Annotated in this window: 14 protein-coding genes; 4 read left to right on the top strand and 10 right to left on the bottom strand. The window is 73.9% G+C overall.

Annotated elements, in window-relative coordinates; genetic code table 11:
• Window positions 1-19: 19 nt before the first annotated feature.
• The 3 genes from ACZ3IJ_RS13475 to purN all read right to left on the bottom strand — a co-directional run bounded on the left by ACZ3IJ_RS13475 (window position 20) and on the right by purN (window position 3,801).
• Complete coding sequence (locus tag ACZ3IJ_RS13475) at window positions 20-1,471, bottom strand: DUF2079 domain-containing protein (protein WP_467467809.1); 1,452 nt, start codon at window positions 1,469-1,471, stop codon at window positions 20-22.
• Between the two features lie 132 nt (window positions 1,472-1,603).
• Complete coding sequence (gene purH / locus ACZ3IJ_RS13470; RefSeq protein ID WP_467467807.1) at window positions 1,604-3,190, bottom strand: bifunctional phosphoribosylaminoimidazolecarboxamide formyltransferase/IMP cyclohydrolase; 1,587 nt, start codon at window positions 3,188-3,190, stop codon at window positions 1,604-1,606.
• The gene (purN, locus tag ACZ3IJ_RS13465) at window positions 3,187-3,801 is read right to left on the bottom strand and encodes a phosphoribosylglycinamide formyltransferase (protein ID WP_467467805.1); all 615 of its coding nucleotides are present in this window, start codon (window positions 3,799-3,801) and stop codon (window positions 3,187-3,189) included. The genes purH and purN overlap by 4 nt, the downstream gene beginning before the upstream one ends.
• A gap of 219 nt (window positions 3,802-4,020) precedes the next feature.
• Between purN and ACZ3IJ_RS13460 the strand changes: the two genes are divergently transcribed.
• Window positions 4,021-4,800 carry a hypothetical protein gene (locus tag ACZ3IJ_RS13460; protein ID WP_467467803.1) on the top strand — a complete coding sequence of 260 codons (780 nt, stop codon included), beginning with the start codon at window positions 4,021-4,023 and terminating at the stop codon, window positions 4,798-4,800.
• Window positions 4,801-4,807: 7 nt separating this feature from the next.
• Here the strand turns inward: ACZ3IJ_RS13460 and ACZ3IJ_RS13455 are convergent, their stop codons facing one another.
• Complete coding sequence (locus ACZ3IJ_RS13455; RefSeq protein WP_467467801.1) at window positions 4,808-6,373, bottom strand: cell division protein PerM; 1,566 nt, start codon at window positions 6,371-6,373, stop codon at window positions 4,808-4,810.
• Between the two features lie 116 nt (window positions 6,374-6,489).
• Here ACZ3IJ_RS13455 and ACZ3IJ_RS13450 point away from each other — a divergent pair, with 116 nt between their 5' ends.
• A complete protein-coding gene (locus ACZ3IJ_RS13450; protein ID WP_467467800.1) occupies window positions 6,490-7,782 on the top strand; it encodes a sigma factor-like helix-turn-helix DNA-binding protein in 1,293 nt (430 codons plus the stop codon).
• A 123-nt stretch (window positions 7,783-7,905) separates the two neighbouring features.
• Here the strand turns inward: ACZ3IJ_RS13450 and sucD are convergent, their stop codons facing one another.
• The 6 genes from sucD to ACZ3IJ_RS13420 form a co-directional block, all read right to left on the bottom strand.
• Window positions 7,906-8,790: a succinate--CoA ligase subunit alpha gene (gene sucD / locus ACZ3IJ_RS13445; RefSeq protein ID WP_260229316.1), complete on the bottom strand. Its 885-nt coding sequence runs from the start codon at window positions 8,788-8,790 to the stop codon at window positions 7,906-7,908.
• A 20-nt stretch (window positions 8,791-8,810) separates the two neighbouring features.
• Window positions 8,811-9,989, bottom strand: a complete 1,179-nt coding sequence (sucC, locus tag ACZ3IJ_RS13440) for an ADP-forming succinate--CoA ligase subunit beta (protein ID WP_391798901.1) — start codon at window positions 9,987-9,989, stop codon at window positions 8,811-8,813.
• A 377-nt stretch (window positions 9,990-10,366) separates the two neighbouring features.
• Complete coding sequence (locus tag ACZ3IJ_RS13435; RefSeq protein WP_467467798.1) at window positions 10,367-11,563, bottom strand: VWA domain-containing protein; 1,197 nt, start codon at window positions 11,561-11,563, stop codon at window positions 10,367-10,369.
• A complete protein-coding gene (locus ACZ3IJ_RS13430; protein ID WP_467468386.1) occupies window positions 11,560-13,929 on the bottom strand; it encodes a DUF5682 family protein in 2,370 nt (789 codons plus the stop codon). Before ACZ3IJ_RS13430 ends, ACZ3IJ_RS13435 begins: the two co-directional genes overlap by 4 nt.
• Window positions 13,930-14,009: 80 nt before the next feature.
• Entirely contained in the window at window positions 14,010-15,179 is a 1,170-nt protein-coding gene (locus ACZ3IJ_RS13425; RefSeq protein ID WP_467467796.1) for an ATP-binding protein, read from the bottom strand.
• Window positions 15,180-15,290: 111 nt separating this feature from the next.
• Window positions 15,291-15,701, bottom strand: coding sequence for a hypothetical protein (locus ACZ3IJ_RS13420; protein ID WP_391798904.1), 411 nt, complete (start codon window positions 15,699-15,701; stop codon window positions 15,291-15,293).
• A 147-nt stretch (window positions 15,702-15,848) separates the two neighbouring features.
• Between ACZ3IJ_RS13420 and ACZ3IJ_RS13415 the strand changes: the two genes are divergently transcribed.
• Window positions 15,849-17,207, top strand: coding sequence for an SWIM zinc finger family protein (locus ACZ3IJ_RS13415; protein WP_467467794.1), 1,359 nt, complete (start codon window positions 15,849-15,851; stop codon window positions 17,205-17,207).
• Window positions 17,204-18,868 carry a DUF5691 domain-containing protein gene (locus ACZ3IJ_RS13410; protein WP_467468384.1) on the top strand — a complete coding sequence of 555 codons (1,665 nt, stop codon included), beginning with the start codon at window positions 17,204-17,206 and terminating at the stop codon, window positions 18,866-18,868. The genes ACZ3IJ_RS13415 and ACZ3IJ_RS13410 overlap by 4 nt, the downstream gene beginning before the upstream one ends.
• The last annotated feature ends 245 nt before the right edge of the window (window positions 18,869-19,113 follow it).

The raw sequence follows: 19,113 nt of genomic DNA, 5'->3' as shown, positions 1-19,113 counted from the left end.
CCTCACGCTCACCTCACGCTCAGCTCCGCTTGAGCACGACGAACTGGCCCGACTGCGCCGACACCTCGTACCGCGCCTCCGGGTGCAGCTGGGACGCGAGCTGCACCGGGTCCGTCACCGGCTGGGACCAGCCCGAGGCCAGGTCGAGGGCCAGGTAGTCCGGGCTGACGCCCTTCGCCCCGCCGACCCAGTAGACCTTGCGGTCCGCGGTGAGGTGCGCCATCAGCGTCACGTTCGTCTCCACGCTCGCCCCCGCCGGCACCGCGTCGACCGCCTTCCGGGCCTCCACGGTCCGGGCGTCCGTACGGTACGTCTCCGAGCGCAGCAGTTCCCGCAGCGGCAGGTCCAGGGCGACCACGATCGCGACCGCCGTGACGACCGGGACGACGACCTTCCCGTACGCCACGAGCCACGCCCGCGGGGAGGTCCGCACGGCGCGGACGCCGTCGACGAGCGCGAGGAAGACGACCGGCATCAGGATCGCGCTGTAGTGCCAGACCATCCCCCAGTGGTTCGGGTCCTGGGAGAGGAAGCGCCAGCCGAGCGTCGGCAGCACGAGGAGCATCAGCGGGGACCGCAGGGCCAGGAAACCGGTGATGCCGACGAGGAAGAAGATCATCTCCCACTTCACTCCGGAGCCCAGCGAGCCGAGCAGCACCTGGACGAAGGAGACGTCGGCTCCCTCGCTCGACTTCTCGATCTTGGCCCAGTAGTCGTACTGGCCCACCCGGCTCGCCGCCGGGATCAGGACCAGCACCGTCAGGGCGAAGAAGGCGGCGCCGAAGGCGGCCAGCGAGGCACCGAGGCGCTTCTGCCCCTTGAGGAAGAGGACGGCGCCGACCATCGCGACGGTGAGCCCCATGTCCTCCTTGACCAGCACCAGGGGCGCGGACCAGGCGGCGGCTGCCGTCCAGCGCCCGAGGAGCAGGGCGCGGCAGGCCAGCGCGAGGAGCGGGACGGCGAAGGCGATCTCGTGGAAGTCGGACTTGACCGCCTCCTGCAGGCCCCAGGACAGCCCGTAGGCGACCGTGAGCCCCAGGCCGGCGGCGCGGCTGCCGAGCACCTGGTGGGCGGTGCGTCCGACGACGACGGCGGAGGCGGCGAAGAGCGCGGCCTGCGCGAAGAGAAGGGCGAGCGGGGAGGACCAGATCCAGTACAGGGGCGCGAGGAGCGCCGTCACGGGACTGAAGTGGTCCCCGAGTATGAGGAAGCCGGGGCCCTTGATGTCGACGATCGGCGCCCGGAACTCGGCGTAGGCCCGGACGGACTGGTTGAAGATCCCGAGGTCCCAGGAGGGCGTACGGAAGTGCGCGTACTGGACCCAGGAGTAGAGGAAGTAGAGCGCGCACAGCACGCCCGCCACCAGGGCGTACGGACGTACGGGCGCCTCGGTGAGCCCGCGCACCGGCGGCTCGGCGCGGCCGGTCTCCGGGGCGGAGGTCTCCACCGCCCCGCTCTGCACATCCAACACCGCGCCCCCACCCACCAGCCGCCGACAGAAGAGCAACCCATTAGACCAGAGCGTTCGGGCGGCCCCACAGACCGAGACGGGCGGCCCGCCGGTACGTCGCGTACCGGCGGGCCGCCCGTCGTACCGTTCCGGTCAGTGGAAGAAGTGGCGCGTGCCCGTGAAGTACATCGTCACGCCCGCCTTCGTCGCCGCCTCGACCACCTGCTCGTCGCGCACCGAGCCGCCGGGCTGCACGACCGCCTTCACGCCGGCCGCCGTGAGGATCTCCAGGCCGTCGGGGAACGGGAAGAACGCGTCCGAGGCCGCGTACGAGCCCCGCGCGCGCTCCTCTCCCGCCCGCTCGACCGCGAGCTTCGCGGAGTCGACGCGGTTGACCTGGCCCATGCCGACGCCGACCGAGGCGCCGTCCTTCGCCAGCAGGATCGCGTTGGACTTGACCGCGCGGCACGCCTTCCAGGCGAACGCGAGCTCGGCCAGCTCCTCGGCGGAGAGGGCGTCGCCCGCCGCCAGCGTCCAGTTCGCCGGGTCGTCGCCCTCGGCCTGGAGGCGGTCGGTGACCTGGAGGAGCGCGCCGCCGTCGATCGGCTTCACCTCGACCGGGTTCGCCGGGGCGCCCTCGGCGCGCAGCACGCGGATGTTCTTCTTCTTGGCGAGGATCTCGACGGCGCCGTCCTCGTAACCGGGGGCGACGACGACCTCGGTGAAGATCTCGGCGACCTGCTCGGCCATCGCGACGGAGACCGGACGGTTGACCGCGATCACGCCGCCGAAGGCGGACAGCGGGTCACAGGCGTGCGCCTTGCGGTGGGCCTCCGCGACATCCGCGCCGACGGCGATGCCGCAGGGGTTCGCGTGCTTGATGATCGCGACGCACGGCTCGGAGTGGTCGTACGCGGCCCGGCGCGCGGCGTCGGTGTCCGTGTAGTTGTTGTACGACATCTCCTTGCCGTGCAGCTGCTCGGCCTCGGCGAGGCCGCCCGTGCCGTCGACGTAGAGCGCGGCGCCCTGGTGCGGGTTCTCGCCGTAGCGCAGCACGCTGGAGAGCTCGTAGGTGGCGCCGAGGAAGTCGGGGAAGCCGCCCTCGGCGGAGCCGCTGTCGGACACCGAGCCCGCCGCGGCGTAGTCGTCGGCGAACCAGGAGGCGACCGCCACGTCGTACGCGGCGGTGTGCTGGAAGGCCTCGGCCGCCAGACGCTTGCGGGCGGTCAGGTCGAAGCCGCCCTCCCTGGCCGCCACGAGGACGTCCGCGTACCGCGCCGGGCTGGTGACGACCGCCACGGAGGGGTGGTTCTTGGCGGCGGCGCGGACCATCGACGGGCCGCCGATGTCGATCTGCTCGACGCACTCGTCCGGGGTGGCGCCGGAGGCGACGGTCTCCTTGAACGGGTACAGGTTGACGATCACCAGGTCGAAGGGCTCGACACCCAGCTCGGCGAGCTGGTTGCGGTGGTCCTCCAGACGCAGGTCGGCGAGGATGCCGGCGTGCACGCGCGGGTGGAGGGTCTTGACCCGGCCGTCCAGGCACTCGGGGAAGCCGGTGAGCTCCTCGACCTTGGTGACCGGGACACCGGCCGCGGCGATCTTCGAGGCGGTGGAGCCGGTGGAGACGAGGGCGACACCCGCCTCGTGCAGGCCGCGGGCCAGCTCCTCAAGGCCGGTCTTGTCGTAGACGCTGACGAGTGCGCGGCGGATGGGGCGCTTCGTACCTTCGGCGGTCACGGGATTGTTACCTTTCGTCCCTCAATGCGGTAGCCGTGCCGGGCCAGACGCCCCACGACCTCGACGAGCAGCGAGCGCTCGACTTCCTTGATGCGCTCATGGAGAGCGGCTTCATCGTCCTCGTCCCGGATTTCGACCACGCCCTGGGCGATGATCGGGCCGGTGTCGACGCCGTCGTCGACGAAGTGGACGGTGCATCCGGTGACCTTCGCGCCGTACGCGAGTGCGTCCCGCACTCCATGGGCACCGGGAAAACTGGGGAGCAGCGCCGGGTGGGTGTTCACGACCCGGCCGCCGAAGCGGGCGAGGAACTCCTTGCCGACGATCTTCATGAATCCGGCCGAGACGACCAGGTCGGGCTCGTACGCGGCGGTGGCCTCGGTCAGGGCGCGGTCCCACTCCTCGCGGGTCGCGTGGTCCTTCACCCGGCAGACGAAGGTGGGGAGACCGGCGCGCTCGGCCCGGTCCAGACCCGCGATGCCGGTGCGGTCGGCGCCGACGGCGACGATCTCCGCGCCGTACCCCTCGGGATCGGCGGCGATGGCGTCGAGCAGCGCCTGAAGGTTGGTGCCGGAGCCGGAGACCAGGACGACGAGGCGGGCGGCGGCCACTGGGTCACTCTTTCCGTGGTGTTTGTACGGTCGCACGAACGAATCGTGCCTCTGGATACGGGGAACCCTACGAAGGGCCCGACCGTCAGCAACGATACCGGCACACGGGAAGGCCCCCACGGGACGGGGGCGTGGCCGGGGGGTAGCGTCGGGGTTCGACGACAGTTCAGCCCGTAGTTGAGACAGCAGTTGCGACGACAGAGGGAAGACGTTCAGCAGATGCCGGAACGCCAGTCCACGGACGACAACAACCCGTTCGCGCCGCCGCCCGAGGGGCAGCCGGACCAGCCGTGGCAGCCGCGGCGGCCGGAGGGCTCGGACGACGACCCGTCGTCCGGGTCGTCCGGGGCCCCCGACGGCTCCGACCGCTCCAGGGCCCCGGGCCGCTGGAGCAGCCGCCAGCCCGGCCGCTCCTCCGACGGCTTCGGCCGGCGCCCGGAACGGCCCACCGGCCCCGACGGCCAGGGCCAGGGGCCGGGGCCCCGGTGGGACCCCACGGACCCCACGCAGCGGCGGGCGCGGTACGCGCTGCTCGCGGGCATGTGGGCCTTCTTCTTCGCGATCTTCGACATCCCGGAGCTGGCGCTGCTGCTCGGCGCGCTGGGCATGTACTGGTCGATCAGCGCGCTGCGGTCCAAGCCGAAGGCGCAGGCGCAGGCGCAGGGGCAGGCGCAGGGGCAGACGCAGGCGCAGGCGCAGGCACCCGGAACGCCCGGGCCGTCACCCGTCCAGCCGCAGCCCCTCTCGGCGAGCGGCCCCCAGCCGCCCGTCCAGCCGGGGACCTCGCGCATCGCGGCCCGCGCGCAGCGCACGGCCGCCGTGAGCGGTCTGGTCGCCGCGGTGCTGTCCCTGCTGATCGTGGCGGGCGGCTTCACCATGCAGATGGTCTACCGCGACTTCTACACCTGCCGCGACGACGCTCTGACCAGGTCGGGCCAGCTGGCCTGCAACGACCTGCTGCCGGAGCCGCTGCGGGAGCCGTTCGGCGTACCGAAGTAGGCCCGCCCTACTCGTCACTCTCGGGCGCCTGCGCCGGATTCGGCGCAGGCGCAGGAGCAGGCGCAGGAGCGGGCGAAGGAGCGGGAGACGGGGCAGGCCACGGGACTTCGGGCGACACGGACGGGGACGGGGCCCATGGCGGCGGGGGGAGCGGGGGCAGGGCCGGTTCCCAGGCCGCCGGCAGGTAGTCGTACGGCTCGAACCCCGCATCGTCGTCGTCCTGCGCCGCCTCCTCGGGGAGCGTGGCTGCCACGGGCACGGGTACGGGCGCCGGTACGGGGTCCGGAGCGGGGCCCGGCACCGTGACGAGGGCGCCCGGAGGCTCCGTCACCCTCGGCTCGGGCGCCGGCTTCATGCCGCGCCGGGCCCACGCCCGTACCCCCAGCGCCACCGACACCCCCACCGCCGCGCACCACAGCACCGCCGCCGCGCCGGCCTGCCACCACACCGGGCCGAACTCGGCCAGCCGGCCCGTGCCGAGCGGGCCTCCGGCGGCCGCCGCGAGCAGGGCCGTCGCCGCCCCGCACACCCAGGCGCCGATCAGAGCCGTCAGCGCCGTGTCCCGGGCCGTCCAGGTCCGCGCCGAGCGGCCCACACCCGCCCCGAGGATCACCGCCGCCACCAGCGGGACGGCCGCCGCGGCCCAGTGCGGCCAGCTCCCCCGGCCCTCGGCGGGGAGCGCGGCGAGCAGCGGGAAGGGCGGGACGGCCGCGGCTCCCGCGAGGCCCAGAGGGGTCGCGGACGCGCCCGTACCGAGTGCGAACCCGGGCCCGAGGCCGTACGACGCACCCCAGACCGCCGCGTTCGGCACCAGGGCGGCGGCGAGCAGCAGCACCGACAGGCGCCCCGACCACTCCCCCGAGGGCCCCGCGAGCCCGGCGAAGGAAGTGTGCGCCGCGCCCGCGTGCCAGACCAGCGAGGCCGCGAACACGACGGCCCCGCCACCCAGCAGGGCCACGAGCGCCGGTCCGGCCGCGCGCAGCGCCACGGCCGTCTGGTCCTGCTCGGGCAGGGGTCGCCCGGCCGCCGTCCAGACACCCAGACCCGTCGCCGCGGCCACCGTTCCGGGCAGCCACAGGCCTGCGGCCACCGGGTCCGCGGGCAGCGGACCGCTCGCCGCGTAGACCACGACACCGACCGCGACCAGCAGATATCCGCCGGCCATGGCGGCCACCGCCGCGCTCGCGGACGACCGGGGCCCGGTCGTCTCCTCGGTGCACGACTCCGTCGTGTCCCGCGCGGCCCGGTGCAGCAGCCAGGCCGGCAAGGCCATGAGCAGCAGGGGCGCCACGCCCACGGGCGCGCCCGCTCCGGCCATGGCTCCCGTGCGGACCAGGTCCACGCCGTGGGCGAGCAGCCACAGCCCGGCGGCGGTGTGCAGAGCCCCTCCGGGGCCGCTGTCGGGGTAGGGCGAGCTGATCCACAGTCCGGTCACGAGGACCGCCAGCGCGCCGAGGCCGAGCCCCGCCGCGACCCCGCCGCGCACGAAGGCGGCCGCCAGGGCGGCGGACCGGCCGCTCCGGACCACGGTCTCGGCTGACGGCGAGGACGGCCGTTCGGTCAGACGGTTCACGCGCCCATGCTGCCAACGACACGCGCTTTTCTCGCGTAACAGGCAAAACACCGTTGTGTCGCTCAAGATACGTTTATGTACTTTTCCGCCCGGAACCCTGCGGGAGGTCGTCGCCCATGAACCGGAGCATCCCCTCTCCCAAGGAGCGGCGCAGACTGCGCGAGGCCAGAGGTTTGAGCGAGGACCAGGTCGCGGAGGCCATGGGTGTCACGCGGGCGACGGTCCGGTCCTGGGAGACCGGCCGCACCTCGCCACGGGGGCGCAAGCAGGAGGCATACGTGAAGCTGATCGGCGCGTACGACGAGCAGCACACGCCCTCCGATCCGCCGCCGGCCGCCCCGATCGCCCACACCCGTCCGAGGGCCGCGGCCAAGCGTGCGGCGAAGCCGCCCAAGGGCCCCGCGGCAGCCGCCCTCGGCATCGGCGGAGGCCAGAAGGGACCGCGGGCCGTCCGAGCGGGATCCCCCGACGCCCAGCAGCCCCTGGAGAGACTGAAACCGGTGGAGACTCCCCCGCTGCCCCCGCACCCGCCGGCCGAGCAGCTCCTCGAGGCTCCGGCCCCCGTGGCCCCCGTGGTGCCCGTGGCCCCCGTGGTGCCCGTGGTGCCCTCCCTCACCCCGGAGGAGGCCTTCGACGCGCTCTACGCCCACGCGGCGCCGGGACTCCTCCACCAGACGTACCTGCTCACCGGCCGCCGCCGGCTCGCCCGGGAGGCCGTCGAACGCGCCTTCCAGCAGGCATGGCAGCGCTGGCCCGAGGTCGCGGTCGACCGGGACCCGGTGGGCTGGGTGCGGGCGGCGGCGTACGAGTACGCGCTGTCCCCCTGGCACCGGCTGCGCCGCGCCCACAAGCATCCGGACGCACCGCCGGCCGAACCCGCGCGGCGCGAGCTGCTCGGGGCGCTCCTGGAGCTGCCGCCGCCGTACCGCCGTACCGTCCTGCTCTACGACGGTCTCGGCCTCGACCTGCCCGACACGGCGGCCGAGACGGAGGCGAGCACCCCCGCCGCCGCCAACCGCGTCATGCACGCCCGCACCGCCATCGGCGAGCGCCTGCCCGCGCTCGCCGACCCCGACGCCCTGCAGCGGACGCTGGGCGAGCTGGTCGCGGAGACACCGACGGCGACGCTCGCGGAGGCCCGGTCCGTACGGGACGGCAGCGAGCGGAGCAGCCGGATGTGGACGCGCGCGGTGGTGGGGGTGACGGCGGCCCTCATCGCGGTGACGGCCCTGACGGCCGCGACCGCGCCGACGCAGTACCTGCCGCTGATCCACCCCGGCGAGCGGGTCAACGGCGTTCCCGTGCGCGGCGGCTCGCCGAAGCTGACGCCCGAGGACATGAGGCTGCACGACCGGCTCCGCTCCCAGCCCCACAACGGGCCGGAGCGGCTGATCCCGGACCCGCACTGACTCCCGACCCGCACTGATCCCCGCCCCGCGGTACGCGAACGGGCCCCGCCCCCACCCGGTCTCCCGGGAGGGGGCGGGGCCCGCCTCTGCGGTGCGGAGCCTGCTCGGCCCGCGAGGCTGTGCTCAGCCGGCCAGGATGGCGCGCGCCAGCTTGGCGGTCTCGGTCGGCGTCTTGCCGACCTTGACGCCGGCGGCCTCGAGGGCCTCCTTCTTCGCCTGGGCGGTGCCGGAGGAGCCGGAGACGATGGCGCCGGCGTGGCCCATGGTCTTGCCCTCGGGCGCGGTGAAGCCCGCGACGTAGCCGACGACCGGCTTGGTGACGTTCTTCGCGATGAAGTCCGCCGCACGCTCCTCGGCGTCGCCGCCGATCTCGCCGATCATGACGATCAGGTCGGTGTCGGGGTCGGCCTCGAACGCGGCGAGGGCGTCGATGTGCGTGGTGCCGATGACCGGGTCGCCACCGATGCCGACGGCGGACGAGAAGCCGATGTCACGGAGCTCGTACATCATCTGGTACGTCAGCGTGCCGGACTTCGAGACCAGGCCGATGCGGCCCGGCTTCGTGATGTCGCCCGGGATGATGCCGGCGTTCGACTGGCCCGGGGTGATGAGACCGGGGCAGTTCGGGCCGATGATGCGGGTCTTGTTGCCCTTCGACTGCGCGTACGCCCAGAAGGCGGCGGAGTCGTGGACGGCGATGCCCTCGGTGATGACGACCGCGAGCGGGATCTCGGCGTCGATCGCCTCGACCACGGCGGCCTTGGCGAAGGCCGGCGGGACGAAGAGGACGGAGACGTTGGCGCCCGTCTTCTCCATCGCCTCGGCGACGGAGCCGAAGACCGGGACCTCGGTGCCGTCGAAGTCGACGGACGTACCGGCCTTGCGCGGGTTCACGCCACCGACGATGTTGGTGCCGTCACCCAGCATGAGCTTGGTGTGCTTCATGCCCGTGGCACCGGTCATGCCCTGGACGATGACCTTGCTGTCCTTGGTGAGGAAGATAGCCATGGTGTGCTTGACCTCGTCCCTTACTTCGCAGCCGCGAGCTCGGCGGCCTTGTCGGCCGCGCCGTCCATGGTGTCCACGCGCTGCACGAGCGGGTGGTTCGCGTCCGACAGGATCTTGCGACCCAGCTCCGCGTTGTTGCCGTCGAGGCGCACGACCAGCGGCTTGGTGACCTCTTCGCCCTTCGAGGCGAGGAGCTCCAGGGCCTGCACGATGCCGTTGGCGACCTCGTCACAGGCGGTGATGCCACCGAAGACGTTGACGAACACGGACTTGACGTCCGGGTCGCCCAGGATGATCTCCAGGCCGTTCGCCATGACCTCGGCGGAGGCGCCGCCACCGATGTCGAGGAAGTTGGCCGGCTTCACGCCGCCGTGGTTCTCACCGGCGTACGCGACGACGTCCAGGGTCGACATGACCAGGCCGGCGCCGTTGCCGATGATGCCGACCTCGCCGTCCAGCTTGACGTAGTTGAGGCCCTTGGCCTTGGCCGCAGCCTCGAGCGGGTTGGCTGCGTCCTTGTCCTCGAGCGCCTCGTGACCGGGCTGACGGAAGTCGGCGTTGGCGTCCAGGGACACCTTGCCGTCCAGCGCCAGGATCCGGCCGTCCTTGGTCTTGACCAGCGGGTTGACCTCGACGAGGAGCGCGTCCTCGGCGACGAAGGTCTTCCACAGGGTCACCAGGGCCTCGGCGACGCCCTCGGCCACGTCGGCCGGGAACTGCGCCTGGGCCACGATCTCGCGGGCCTTCTCGATGCTCACGCCGTCGACGGCGTTGACCGGGACCTTCGCGAGGGCCTCGGGGGTCTTCTCCGCGACCTCCTCGATGTCCATGCCGCCCTGCACCGACGCCATCGCGAGGAAGGTGCGGTTGGTGCGGTCGAGGAGGTACGAGACGTAGTACTCCGCCTCGATCTCCGGGGACAGCTCGGCGATCATCACCTTGTGGACCGTGTGGCCCTTGATGTCCATCCCGAGGATGTCCGTCGCGCGGGCGACGGCCTCGTCCGGGGTGGCGGCCAGCTTCACGCCGCCGGCCTTGCCGCGGCCGCCGACCTTCACCTGCGCCTTGACGACCGACTTGCCGCCAAGACGCTCGGTGGCCTCGCGCGCCGCCTCAGGCGTGTCGATGACTTCACCGGCCAGCACCGGTACACCGTGCTTGGCGAAGAGGTCCCTCGCCTGGTACTCGAACAGGTCCACGCGCGTCCGTCCCTTTTCTGATGATCGCGGTTCGTTGTCTGCGTGGGCGTGCCGCGAAGGGCAACGTGACTGCGCTGTCACAAGGGAGGCGTACACGGTGTCCGTGGACGCGGCATGTCCGTCTCGCAGGTTATCCCCGCAGGCCGTGGGTCCCTAAATCGCAGGTCACACCGGAGCGGTGATACGGGTCACAGATCGTAGGGGTTCCGGGGCGGTCCGTAGGGGTCCCCGACGGTGACCCGGTGGTCCCTGGCACAGGTGGGAACAGGGGTCTACGGCCCTCACGACGCGCCCGGACGCGAGGTGAGGGTCCCGAGGGCCCCGATGTGATATGGGCCTCAGTGCGCCCGGACGCGCCCGGTCGGGTGGTGGACCGGCTACGGATTCCGCGGTGTCCGTGCCGAGTCCGGCACGGGCAGCGGCCGCTTCTCGATCGCCGCCGCCATCACCTCGGGGAAGAGGTCCGGGGTGCAGGCGATGGCGGGGGCGCCGAGCGCCGCGAGCGCCGCCGCGTGCTCGCGGTCGTAGGCGGGGGCTCCCTCGTCGGAGAGCGCGAGGAGGGCGACGAACTGGACGCCGGACGCCTTCATGGCCGCGACCCGCTTCAGCATCTCGTCGCGGATGCCCCCCTCGTAGAGGTCGCTGATGAGGACGACGACGGTGTCGGCCGGCCGGGTGATCTGGGACTGGCAGTAGGCGAGGGCGCGGTTGATGTCGGTGCCGCCGCCGAGCTGGGTGCCAAAGAGCACGTCGACGGGGTCGTCGAGCTGGTCGGTGAGGTCGACGACCGCCGTGTCGAAGACGACGAGCCGGGTCGCGATCGACCGCATGGAGGCGAGTACGGCGCCGAAGACGGAGGCGTAGACGACGGAGGCCGCCATCGAGCCCGACTGGTCGATACAGAGGACGACGTCCTTCTTGACCGACTGCGCCGCCCGGCCGTAGCCGACGAGCCGCTCGGGGACGACCGTGCGGTACTCGGGCAGATAGTTCTTGAGGTTGGCGCGGATCGTGCGGTCCCAGTCGATGTCCCGGTGCCGGGGCCTGCTGATCCGGGCCGAGCGGTCGAGCGCACCCGTGAGGGTGGCCCGGGTGCGGGTGGCGAGCCGCTTCTCCAGATCGTCGACGACCTTCCGTACGACCGCGCGGGCCGTCTCCTTGGTCGTCTCGGGCATGACCTTGTTCAGGGAGAGCAGCGTGCCCACGAGGTGGACGTCCGCCTCGACGGCCTCCAGCATCTCGGGCTCCAGGAGGAGGGTGGAGAGCCCGAGGCGGTCGATGGCGTCGCGCTGCATGACCTGGACAACCGAGCTGGGGAAGTACGTCCGGATGTCGCCGAGCCAGCGGGCGACGGAGGGCGCGGAGGCACCGAGGCCCGCGGACCGGTCGCGCCCGGTGCCGCTCGCCCCGGTCTTCTTCGTGCCTCCTCCGTAGAGCGCGGTCAGGGCGCCGTCCATGGCGGCGTCCGTACCGGTGAGGGAGCGGCCGGTGCCGTCGGCCTCGCCGCCGCCGAGGACCATCCGCCACCGGCGCAGCCGCTCGTCGTGCCCCGTTCCGCCGGTCGTTCCGGTCATCGGCCCGCTCCCGCCATGTCGATGTCTCCCAGGATCAGCGCGAGCACCGGGAGGACCCCGTCGGCCCGCTCGTCGTCGAGGCCGGTGCCGAAGCCGGGCAGTCCGGCCTCCGTACGGCCGGATGCGGCGGACGGGCCGCGGGCGACCAGCTCGCCCAGGGTGCGGCGCACCCCGGGTTCGTACGCCGAGAACGTGCGGCGCAGCAGCGGCAGGACGTCGGTGAAGGCGTCCGCCGTGACGTTCGTCAGCCAGGTGTCGACCAGCGCGAGCAGCCGTTCGTCGTGGACGAGGAGCATCCCTCCGCCGGAGGCGCCGCCGACGAACCCCTCGATCCAGGCGGCGGCGTCGGCGGGCGGGGTGCCGGGCGAGAGGGCGAGGCCCATCAGCCGCGCGGCCTCGTCCTCGTCGAGGCCGCCCTCGTCGAGGAGCAGCCGGGCGGCCCGCCCCCGGATGGTGCCCGGAACGCTGTCGCGGCCGGCGAGCCCGCGCAGGACGCCGGCCCATCTGCCCGACAGCTCCGCGCTGTCGGGGAGCAGCTGGAGCGCGCCGTGGACGCCGTCGAGATGGCCGCGCATCTCCACGGCCGCGTCCGTGTCGAGCCCGGTGCAGGCGGGCGGCAGGCCGACGCAGATCCGTTCGGCGAGCCCGGCCGCGACCTCGCCGAGCGCGGCCGTGTCGGTGGCTCGTACGTCTCCGTAGCGCAGGGAGCGGGCGAGCGCGGGAAGGGCCTGGGCGAGGTGGGCGACGTCGGTGTCGAGCGCGGCGCGGTCGGCGAGGGCCGTCATGACGACGGGCAGGGCGGCGCCGAGTCCGCCGAGCAGGCACTGCTCGGCGAGGGCGGTGACGTCGGCGAGGGACGTGGCCTCCAGGGCACGGGCCTCGGCCTTGGCGGTGGCGGCGGACTCGACGGTGGTGCCCCAGACGCCGGCCTCGGCGACGCGGACGTGCAGCTCGGGCTCCCAGAGCAGCCGCCAGCTCTCCCGGAAGGTGCCGGTGCTGCCGCGTCCGGCGACGGGTGTGCCCCAGGCGACGGAGAGCAGGGTGAGCCGGTGCAGCATGCGGCTGCGCGCCGCGTCGTTCTCCTTGCGCAGGTCGAGCTCCAGCTCCCGCTCCTGCGCCTCGGGCTTGAGGCGCAGGCTCCGCTGGAGCCGGGCGAGGTCGCGCTGGAGCGGCACGGCGGGGGCGGCGGCCGGGACCTCGCCGAGGACGTCGCCGACGACGAGGCGGTCCCGCACGAGGTCCAGCTTCACGTCGGAGCCGTCGCACATCACGGCCCGCACCGCGTCGGTGGTCTCGCCGAGCCCGGCGAGCGGCCTGCCGCGCATGGCCGCGAGGGTCTCGGCGAGCCGCACGGCCTCGATGACATGGGCGGAGGAGACCATCGTGTCCTCCGCCCTGAGGAGGCCGGCGACCTTGGTCATCCACCGCTCGATCGGACGGTCGGCGGTGGCGAAGAGGTGTCCGTACCAGCCGGGGGCGTCGATGCCGGCGCCGTATCCGGAGCGGCGGGCGAGACGGCGGTGGGTCCAGGGCACCCAGGTCATCTCGGTCTTCACCTTGGGAAGCCCCTTGAGCAGGGCGCGGTCGGCGGTCGCGGTCGTCCTCCCCACCAGCGCGGGCACGTGCCAGGCACCGCAGACGACGGCCACGGCGTCGTCCCCGAACTCCTTGCGGGCGGCCCGGAGCTGGATCCGCATGTACGCCTCGCGGATCAGGTCGCGGGCGTGACCGCCGTGGCCGTACGTCTCGCGCAGGGCGCCCATGGCGTCGGCGAGCGCCCCGAAGGGGGCGACCGGGTCGGCGGCGCCGCGCAGCTCGACCACGTCCTCCCACCAGCGCTCGGGGTCGTCGTGACCGGCGGCGCTCGCGAGCTCGGCGACGGGGTCGATCCGCAGCCCCTGGTCGGCCTCGTCCTCCTCGCCGTCGCCCCAGGTGGGGTCGGCGGCGGCGAGGGTGTGGGCGGCGGGGAGGTCGATGAAGCGGACGGCGGCGCCGTGGTCGAGGGCCCAGCGGATCGCCACCCACTCGGGCGAGAACTCCGCGAAGGGCCAGAACGCGGCGCGGCCGGGGTCGTCCACGGCGTGGGCGAGGAGGGCGACCGGCGGCCGCATCCCGTCGTCGGTGGCGAGCGGCAGGAGGGCGTCGGCCTCCGGCGGTCCCTCGATCAGCACGACCGCCGGCCTCCGCGCCTCCAACGCCCCCCGCACGGCCCGGGCGGACCCGGGCCCGTGATGCCGCACCCCGAGGAACAGGGTCCCGGTTCCCCCACCGGGGGCGACCTTCCCGCGAGAACGTCCCGGACCGGACGTCACGGCCTCGGCAGGCGCCGCCGCCGGCGCCACGGCAGGCGCCGCACCGCCAGGCATCGCCCCGGCCGACACCGCGCCCTCGCCATGGGTCTGAGGTGGCGTCAGCGGCGGGGGAGCATCGGTGGTCCGGGGCGCCGTCACGCGCTCACCTCGCGGCAGGCGCGGTAGAAGTCCTTCCAGCCGTCTCTCTCCCGGACGACCGTCTCCAGGTACTCCTGCCAGATGACGCGGTCCGCGGCCGGGTCACGGACGACCGCGCCGAGGATGCCGGCGGCGACGTCGGCCGGGCGCAGCACGCCGTCGCCGAAGTGGGCGGAGAGCGCGAGGCCCCCGGTCACGACGGAGATGGCCTCGGCCGTGGACAGCGTCCCCGAAGGGGACTTGAGCTTGGTACGGCCGTCCGTCGTGACCCCGTCGCGCAGCTCGCGGAAGACGGTGACCACCCGGCGGATCTCCTCGACGCCCTCGGGAACGGCCGGCAGGTCGAGCGAGCGGCCGAGCTGGTCGACGCGGCGGGCGACGATGTCGACCTCGGCGTCCGGCGTGGCGGGCAGCGGCAGCACCACGGTGTTGAAACGGCGGCGCAGCGCGCTGGAGAGGTCGTTGACCCCGCGGTCCCGGTCGTTGGCCGTGGCGATGAGGTTGAAGCCCCGTACCGCCTGGACCTCCTGGCCCAGCTCCGGCACCGGCAGGGTCTTCTCGGACAGGATCGTGATGAGCGTGTCCTGCACGTCGGCGGGGATGCGGGTGAGCTCCTCGACGCGGGCGGTCAGACCTTCCGACATGGCGCGCATGACGGGGCTCGGCACGAGGGCGTCCCGACTGGGGCCGTGGGCCAGCAGTTTGGCGTAGTTCCAGCCGTACCGGATCGCCTCCTCGGGCGTCCCGGCGGTGCCCTGGACCAGGAGCGTCGAGTCGCCGCTGACGGCGGCCGCGAGGTGTTCGGAGACCCAGGTCTTCGCCGTGCCGGGCACGCCGAGCAGCAACAGCGCCCGGTCGGTGGCGAGTGTGGTGACGGCGACCTCGACGATGCGGCGCGGCCCGACGTACTTCGGTGTGATCACCGTTCCGTCCGGGAGCGTCCCGCCGAGGAGATAGGTGGCGACGGCCCACGGCGAGAGCTGCCAACGGGCGGGCCGCGAACGGTCGTCGGCGGCGGCGAGCGCCTTGAGCTCGTCCGCGAAGGCCTGTTCGGCGTGCGGCCGCAGGACCTCGGAACCGAGGTCTGCGACGGCCGGGACGGCGCCCGCCCCGGTGTCGGTGCCGGCGCCGGGCACGGCGCTCGCGATGGTTTCGGACACGGTCATGGATCCCCCTCCAGATCGTTCGACCTGATGTGGGATCCACCGTGCACCATGGCACTGACAGTCGGCCCCGGCCGCTGTCCGGAGGGGCCGAAACCGGCTGTGCCCGCGGCCTCAGCCGGCGATCGGGGAGACCGCGACGCAGCCTCCGGCCATCGCCTCCGGGCCCTTCGCCTCCTTGATGACCTTGCCCTCGTGGATGACCTTGCAGGTGAGGTCGGACGGGTCGAGCGCGATCGGCATGACGGCCGGCGGCATGATCCCCTTCAGCGTCACCGTCTTCTTCCACGGCGTCGTCGGCTTCGTCTCCTTCTCGAGCTTCGGCTCCATCGCCGTGCCGCTGCCGCCGTGGTACTCGATCGACTCGATGCCCTTGCCGGAGACCTCGTAGGTGACCTGGAAGGTCTCGTTCACGGCCTTGTCGACCTGGTCCGCCGCCTTGTCCGCGGCCGAGCAGGCGCCGAGGCCGAACGCGAGACCGGTGACGGCGAGCGCCGAGACGGCGGTGCGGATGGTGCGCTTCATGAGGGGTCCCCCTGGTGCGGGTCGTGTGACGGGTCGGGGGCAGACAATCGTAAAGGGAAGGCAAAGTCAAATACCCGGTTGCGCTCTCCCCGCGTTCGAACGAGCAGGTCAAGTCCGTTGTCAGTGGGGCCCCCTACCGTCGGGGGCATGAACACACAGGGGGTGCGCTGGACGGCGGATCAGGTGCTGGCACTGGCTCCTGACGACGCCTCGCGCAGAGCGGGGAGCAAGCTCGGCGTGGCCGGGCCCTGGTCGGGTACGGGCAGCGGCGACGGGGCCGTGTGGGGGCTGTGCAAGGGCAGCGGCAGCAAGCCGTACCGGACGGTCGTCGACACCACGGGTCCGGCGTACCACTGCAGTTGCCCCAGCCGGAAGTTCCCGTGCAAGCACGCCCTGGGGCTGCTCCTGCTCTGGGCGTCGGACACGGCGGCCGTCGCGGACACCGACGTGCCCGACTGGGCGTCCGGATGGCTGGAGGGCAGACGCGAGCGCGCCGCCGTCCGCGCGAAGGGCGCGGACGGCGCGCCCGCGGCCGCCCCCGCCGATCCCGAGGCGGCGCGCCGAAGGGCGGAGCGGCGCTCGGCCCGGATCACCTCGGGAGCCGAGGAGTTGGAGCAGCGGCTCGCCGACCTGCTCCGCGGCGGCCTGGCCTCGGCGGAGCAGTCCGGGTACGGCCTGTGGGAGGAGACGGCGGCCCGCATGGTCGACGCCCAGGCGCCAGGACTCGCGGGCCGGGTGCGGGAGTTGGGCGCCATACCGGGCTCGGGCCAGGGCTGGCCGGTCAGGCTGCTCGAGGAGTGCGCCCTGACCCATCTCCTCGACCGGGCCTGGCTCTCCGTGGACCGGCTCCCCGCTCCGCTCGCGGCGACGGTACGGACCCGGGTGGGCCTCACGGCCTCCGCCGAGGGCCCCTCCGTACGGGACCGCTGGCTCGTCCTCGCCCAGTACGACACCGGTGACGGCAAGCTGACGACGCGGCGCATCTGGCTGCACGGCCGCGACACCGGACGCACGGCGCTGCTGCTCTCCTTCGGAGCGGTCGGGCGCGCGCCCCAACTGGCGCTGCCCGTGGGTGCGGTGATCGACGCCGCGATCGTCCCGCACGCGGGTGCCGGAGCGCTCAGGGCGGAGCTGGGAGAGCGGTTCGCCGCCCCGGCCCCGCTGGACGCCCCGCCACGCGGCGGCACCGTCGGCGACGCGCTCGCGGCATACGGCCACGCCCTGCGGGAGGACCCCTGGCTGGACTCCTGGCCGGTGACGCTCTCCGACGTCGTACCGATACCGACGGACCACGGCTGGCAGCTCGCCGACGCGGCCCCGTCCACCGACGACGGCGCGGCGCTGCCCGTCAGCGCGCCCGCGCTCGGGCGGCCGGGCCTGTGGCGGCTCGCCGCGCTCTCCGGTGGCGGCCCGGTGACCGTCTTCGGCGAGTGCGGGCACCGCGGGTTCACGCCGCTCGCCGCCTGGTCGGCCGACGCTCCCGGCGAGACGGTCCCGCTCCACTGACTCCGCCCGCCCGACTCCGTACGCCCGATGACAACCTGGAGGCCTCCGTGGACGCCTGGGAAGAACTCGTCACCTCGGCGCTGCTCGGCACGGATCGCCGACCGCCCGCGCTCCCCGTGACGGCCGCCGGCGGCGCTCCCGTCGCGCTGCTCGACGCCGCCGCGCTCCACACGGTACGGCGCAGGGCGGGCCTGCGGCCCGGGCCCGCCGCCCCGGCGCCCGAGCCCGCGCCCGAGGACCACCGCCGTCCTCTGCCCGAGGCCGCCCGCCACCGACTCGGCCAGCTGCTCGCGGGCCGCGCCGCCCCCGCCCCGTCCGGCGGTCGGCGCGGGGCCGCGCCCGACCTCGCCGAGCTGCTCCCCCAGTGGCTCGCCACGGCCAACGAACACGGTTACAGGGCACCCGCGTCCGCCCTGCCCGCCCTCCTCGACGCCGCCCGCGCCCGTACGGACCTGCGGCCGCAGGCGCTGACCCTCGCCGGGCCGCGCGGGCTCTGGCTGGCCCGGCTCAACCCGGACTGGAAGTTCGCGCTCCGCGGGGCGGGAGGCAGCACCGCGCTCCCCGACGTCCGGGACCGCGAGGCGGTCGAGGCGCTCTGGGAGGAGGGCCTGTTCGCCGAACGCGTCGCGCTGCTCACCTCCGTACGGGCCGAGGACCCCGCCGCCGGTCTGGCACTGCTGCGCTCCACCTGGACGGCGGAGCGGGCCGAGGACCGGCTGATGTTCCTGGACTCGCTGCGGGCCGGACTCTCCGGCGCGGACGAGGAGTTCCTGGAGGAGGCCCTTTCCGACCGCAGCCGTAACGTGCGGTCCACCGCCGCCGAGCTGCTCTCCGCCCTGCCCGAATCGGCCCTCGCCGACCGGATGGCCGACCGCGCGTCGTCCTGCGTCTCCCTGGACCGTACGGGCGGGCCCGCGAGGATCGCCGTCGAGGCGCCGCACGAGTGCGACGCCGGGATGCAGCGGGACGGAGTCGTCGCCGTCCCGCCGGCGGGCCGGGGCGAGCGGTCCTGGTGGCTGGGCCGGATCGTGGAGTCGGCGCCCCTGTCCTGCTGGCCGGATCGGTTCGGGGGGCGCACCCCCGAGGAGATCGTCGCGCTGCCGGTCACGGACGACTGGGAGGGCGAGCTGCACGCCGCGTGGTGCCGTGCCGCCGTCCGCCAGCGGGACGCCGACTGGTCCCGGGCGCTGCTCGGCGCACCCTCCGCCCCGCCGGCGACCGGTCCGGGCACGTCGTCCCTGGCGGAGCGGGCGAAGCTGCTCTCGATCCTCCCGCACGAGGAGAGGGCCCGCTGGGTCGCCTCGTTCATAGCCGCCCACGGCCTGTCGGAGGCCTTCCAACTCCTCGGGGTCTGCACGGTGCCCTGGTCGGAGCCGCTGGGCGGGGCGGTGATCGACGCCCTGGACATCGCGCGGGACGCGGGCAGCTACCCCTGGAGCTTCAGCGGAGTGATGGGACTCGCCGAACGCTGCCTCTCGCCCGGAGCGGCCGACCAGCTGGAGTCGCTGACCGCCCTGACGACGGACCCGGAGGACGCCTCCCCGGGAGCCGGGGGGTACTGGTCGGAGGCGTTCCAGCGTCTGGTGTCGACACTCCGGCTGCGCGCGCGGATGCAGACGGAGCTCACGGAGCCGGCGGATCCGGCGACCCCACCGGGGTAACCGCCGAGCAGTGCGATCGGCGGCCCGTAGGGGGCGGGATTGGGCCGTTCGAGTGAAAGCCCGTCACAGGTTCCGGCCGCCGGGAGCCCCCGGCACGGAGGCACCACGACGCCGACCGGGCAGCACGGCGTGACGGTGCGGGGCGCGGCTCGGCTCGTGGGCCGTGGCACGCCGCCCGGCGCCACCGATGCCACGGGGGCAGGCAGGCATGCACGCGGCGGCGGCACGCACGGGGCCGGGGGGCC

This window comes from Streptomyces sp. NPDC013317, assembly GCF_055563155.1.
The sequence above is the reverse complement of the archived record's forward strand: the minus strand, read 5'-3'. Positions and strand labels throughout refer to the sequence as shown.

Excerpts from the sequence above, each read along its gene's own strand:
- ACZ3IJ_RS13460 (WP_467467803.1), top strand. The coding sequence starts at position 4,021 with ATGCCGGAACGCCAGTCCACGGACGACAACAACCCGTTCGCGCCGCCG.
- ACZ3IJ_RS13450 (WP_467467800.1), top strand. The coding sequence starts at position 6,490 with ATGAACCGGAGCATCCCCTCTCCCAAGGAGCGGCGCAGACTGCGCGAG.
- sucD (WP_260229316.1), bottom strand. The coding sequence starts at position 8,790 with ATGGCTATCTTCCTCACCAAGGACAGCAAGGTCATCGTCCAGGGCATG.
- ACZ3IJ_RS13435 (WP_467467798.1), bottom strand. The coding sequence starts at position 11,563 with ATGACCGGAACGACCGGCGGAACGGGGCACGACGAGCGGCTGCGCCGG.
- ACZ3IJ_RS13430 (WP_467468386.1), bottom strand. The coding sequence starts at position 13,929 with ATGCCTGGCGGTGCGGCGCCTGCCGTGGCGCCGGCGGCGGCGCCTGCC.
- ACZ3IJ_RS13425 (WP_467467796.1), bottom strand. The coding sequence starts at position 15,179 with ATGACCGTGTCCGAAACCATCGCGAGCGCCGTGCCCGGCGCCGGCACC.
- ACZ3IJ_RS13420 (WP_391798904.1), bottom strand. The coding sequence starts at position 15,701 with ATGAAGCGCACCATCCGCACCGCCGTCTCGGCGCTCGCCGTCACCGGT.
- ACZ3IJ_RS13415 (WP_467467794.1), top strand. The coding sequence starts at position 15,849 with ATGAACACACAGGGGGTGCGCTGGACGGCGGATCAGGTGCTGGCACTG.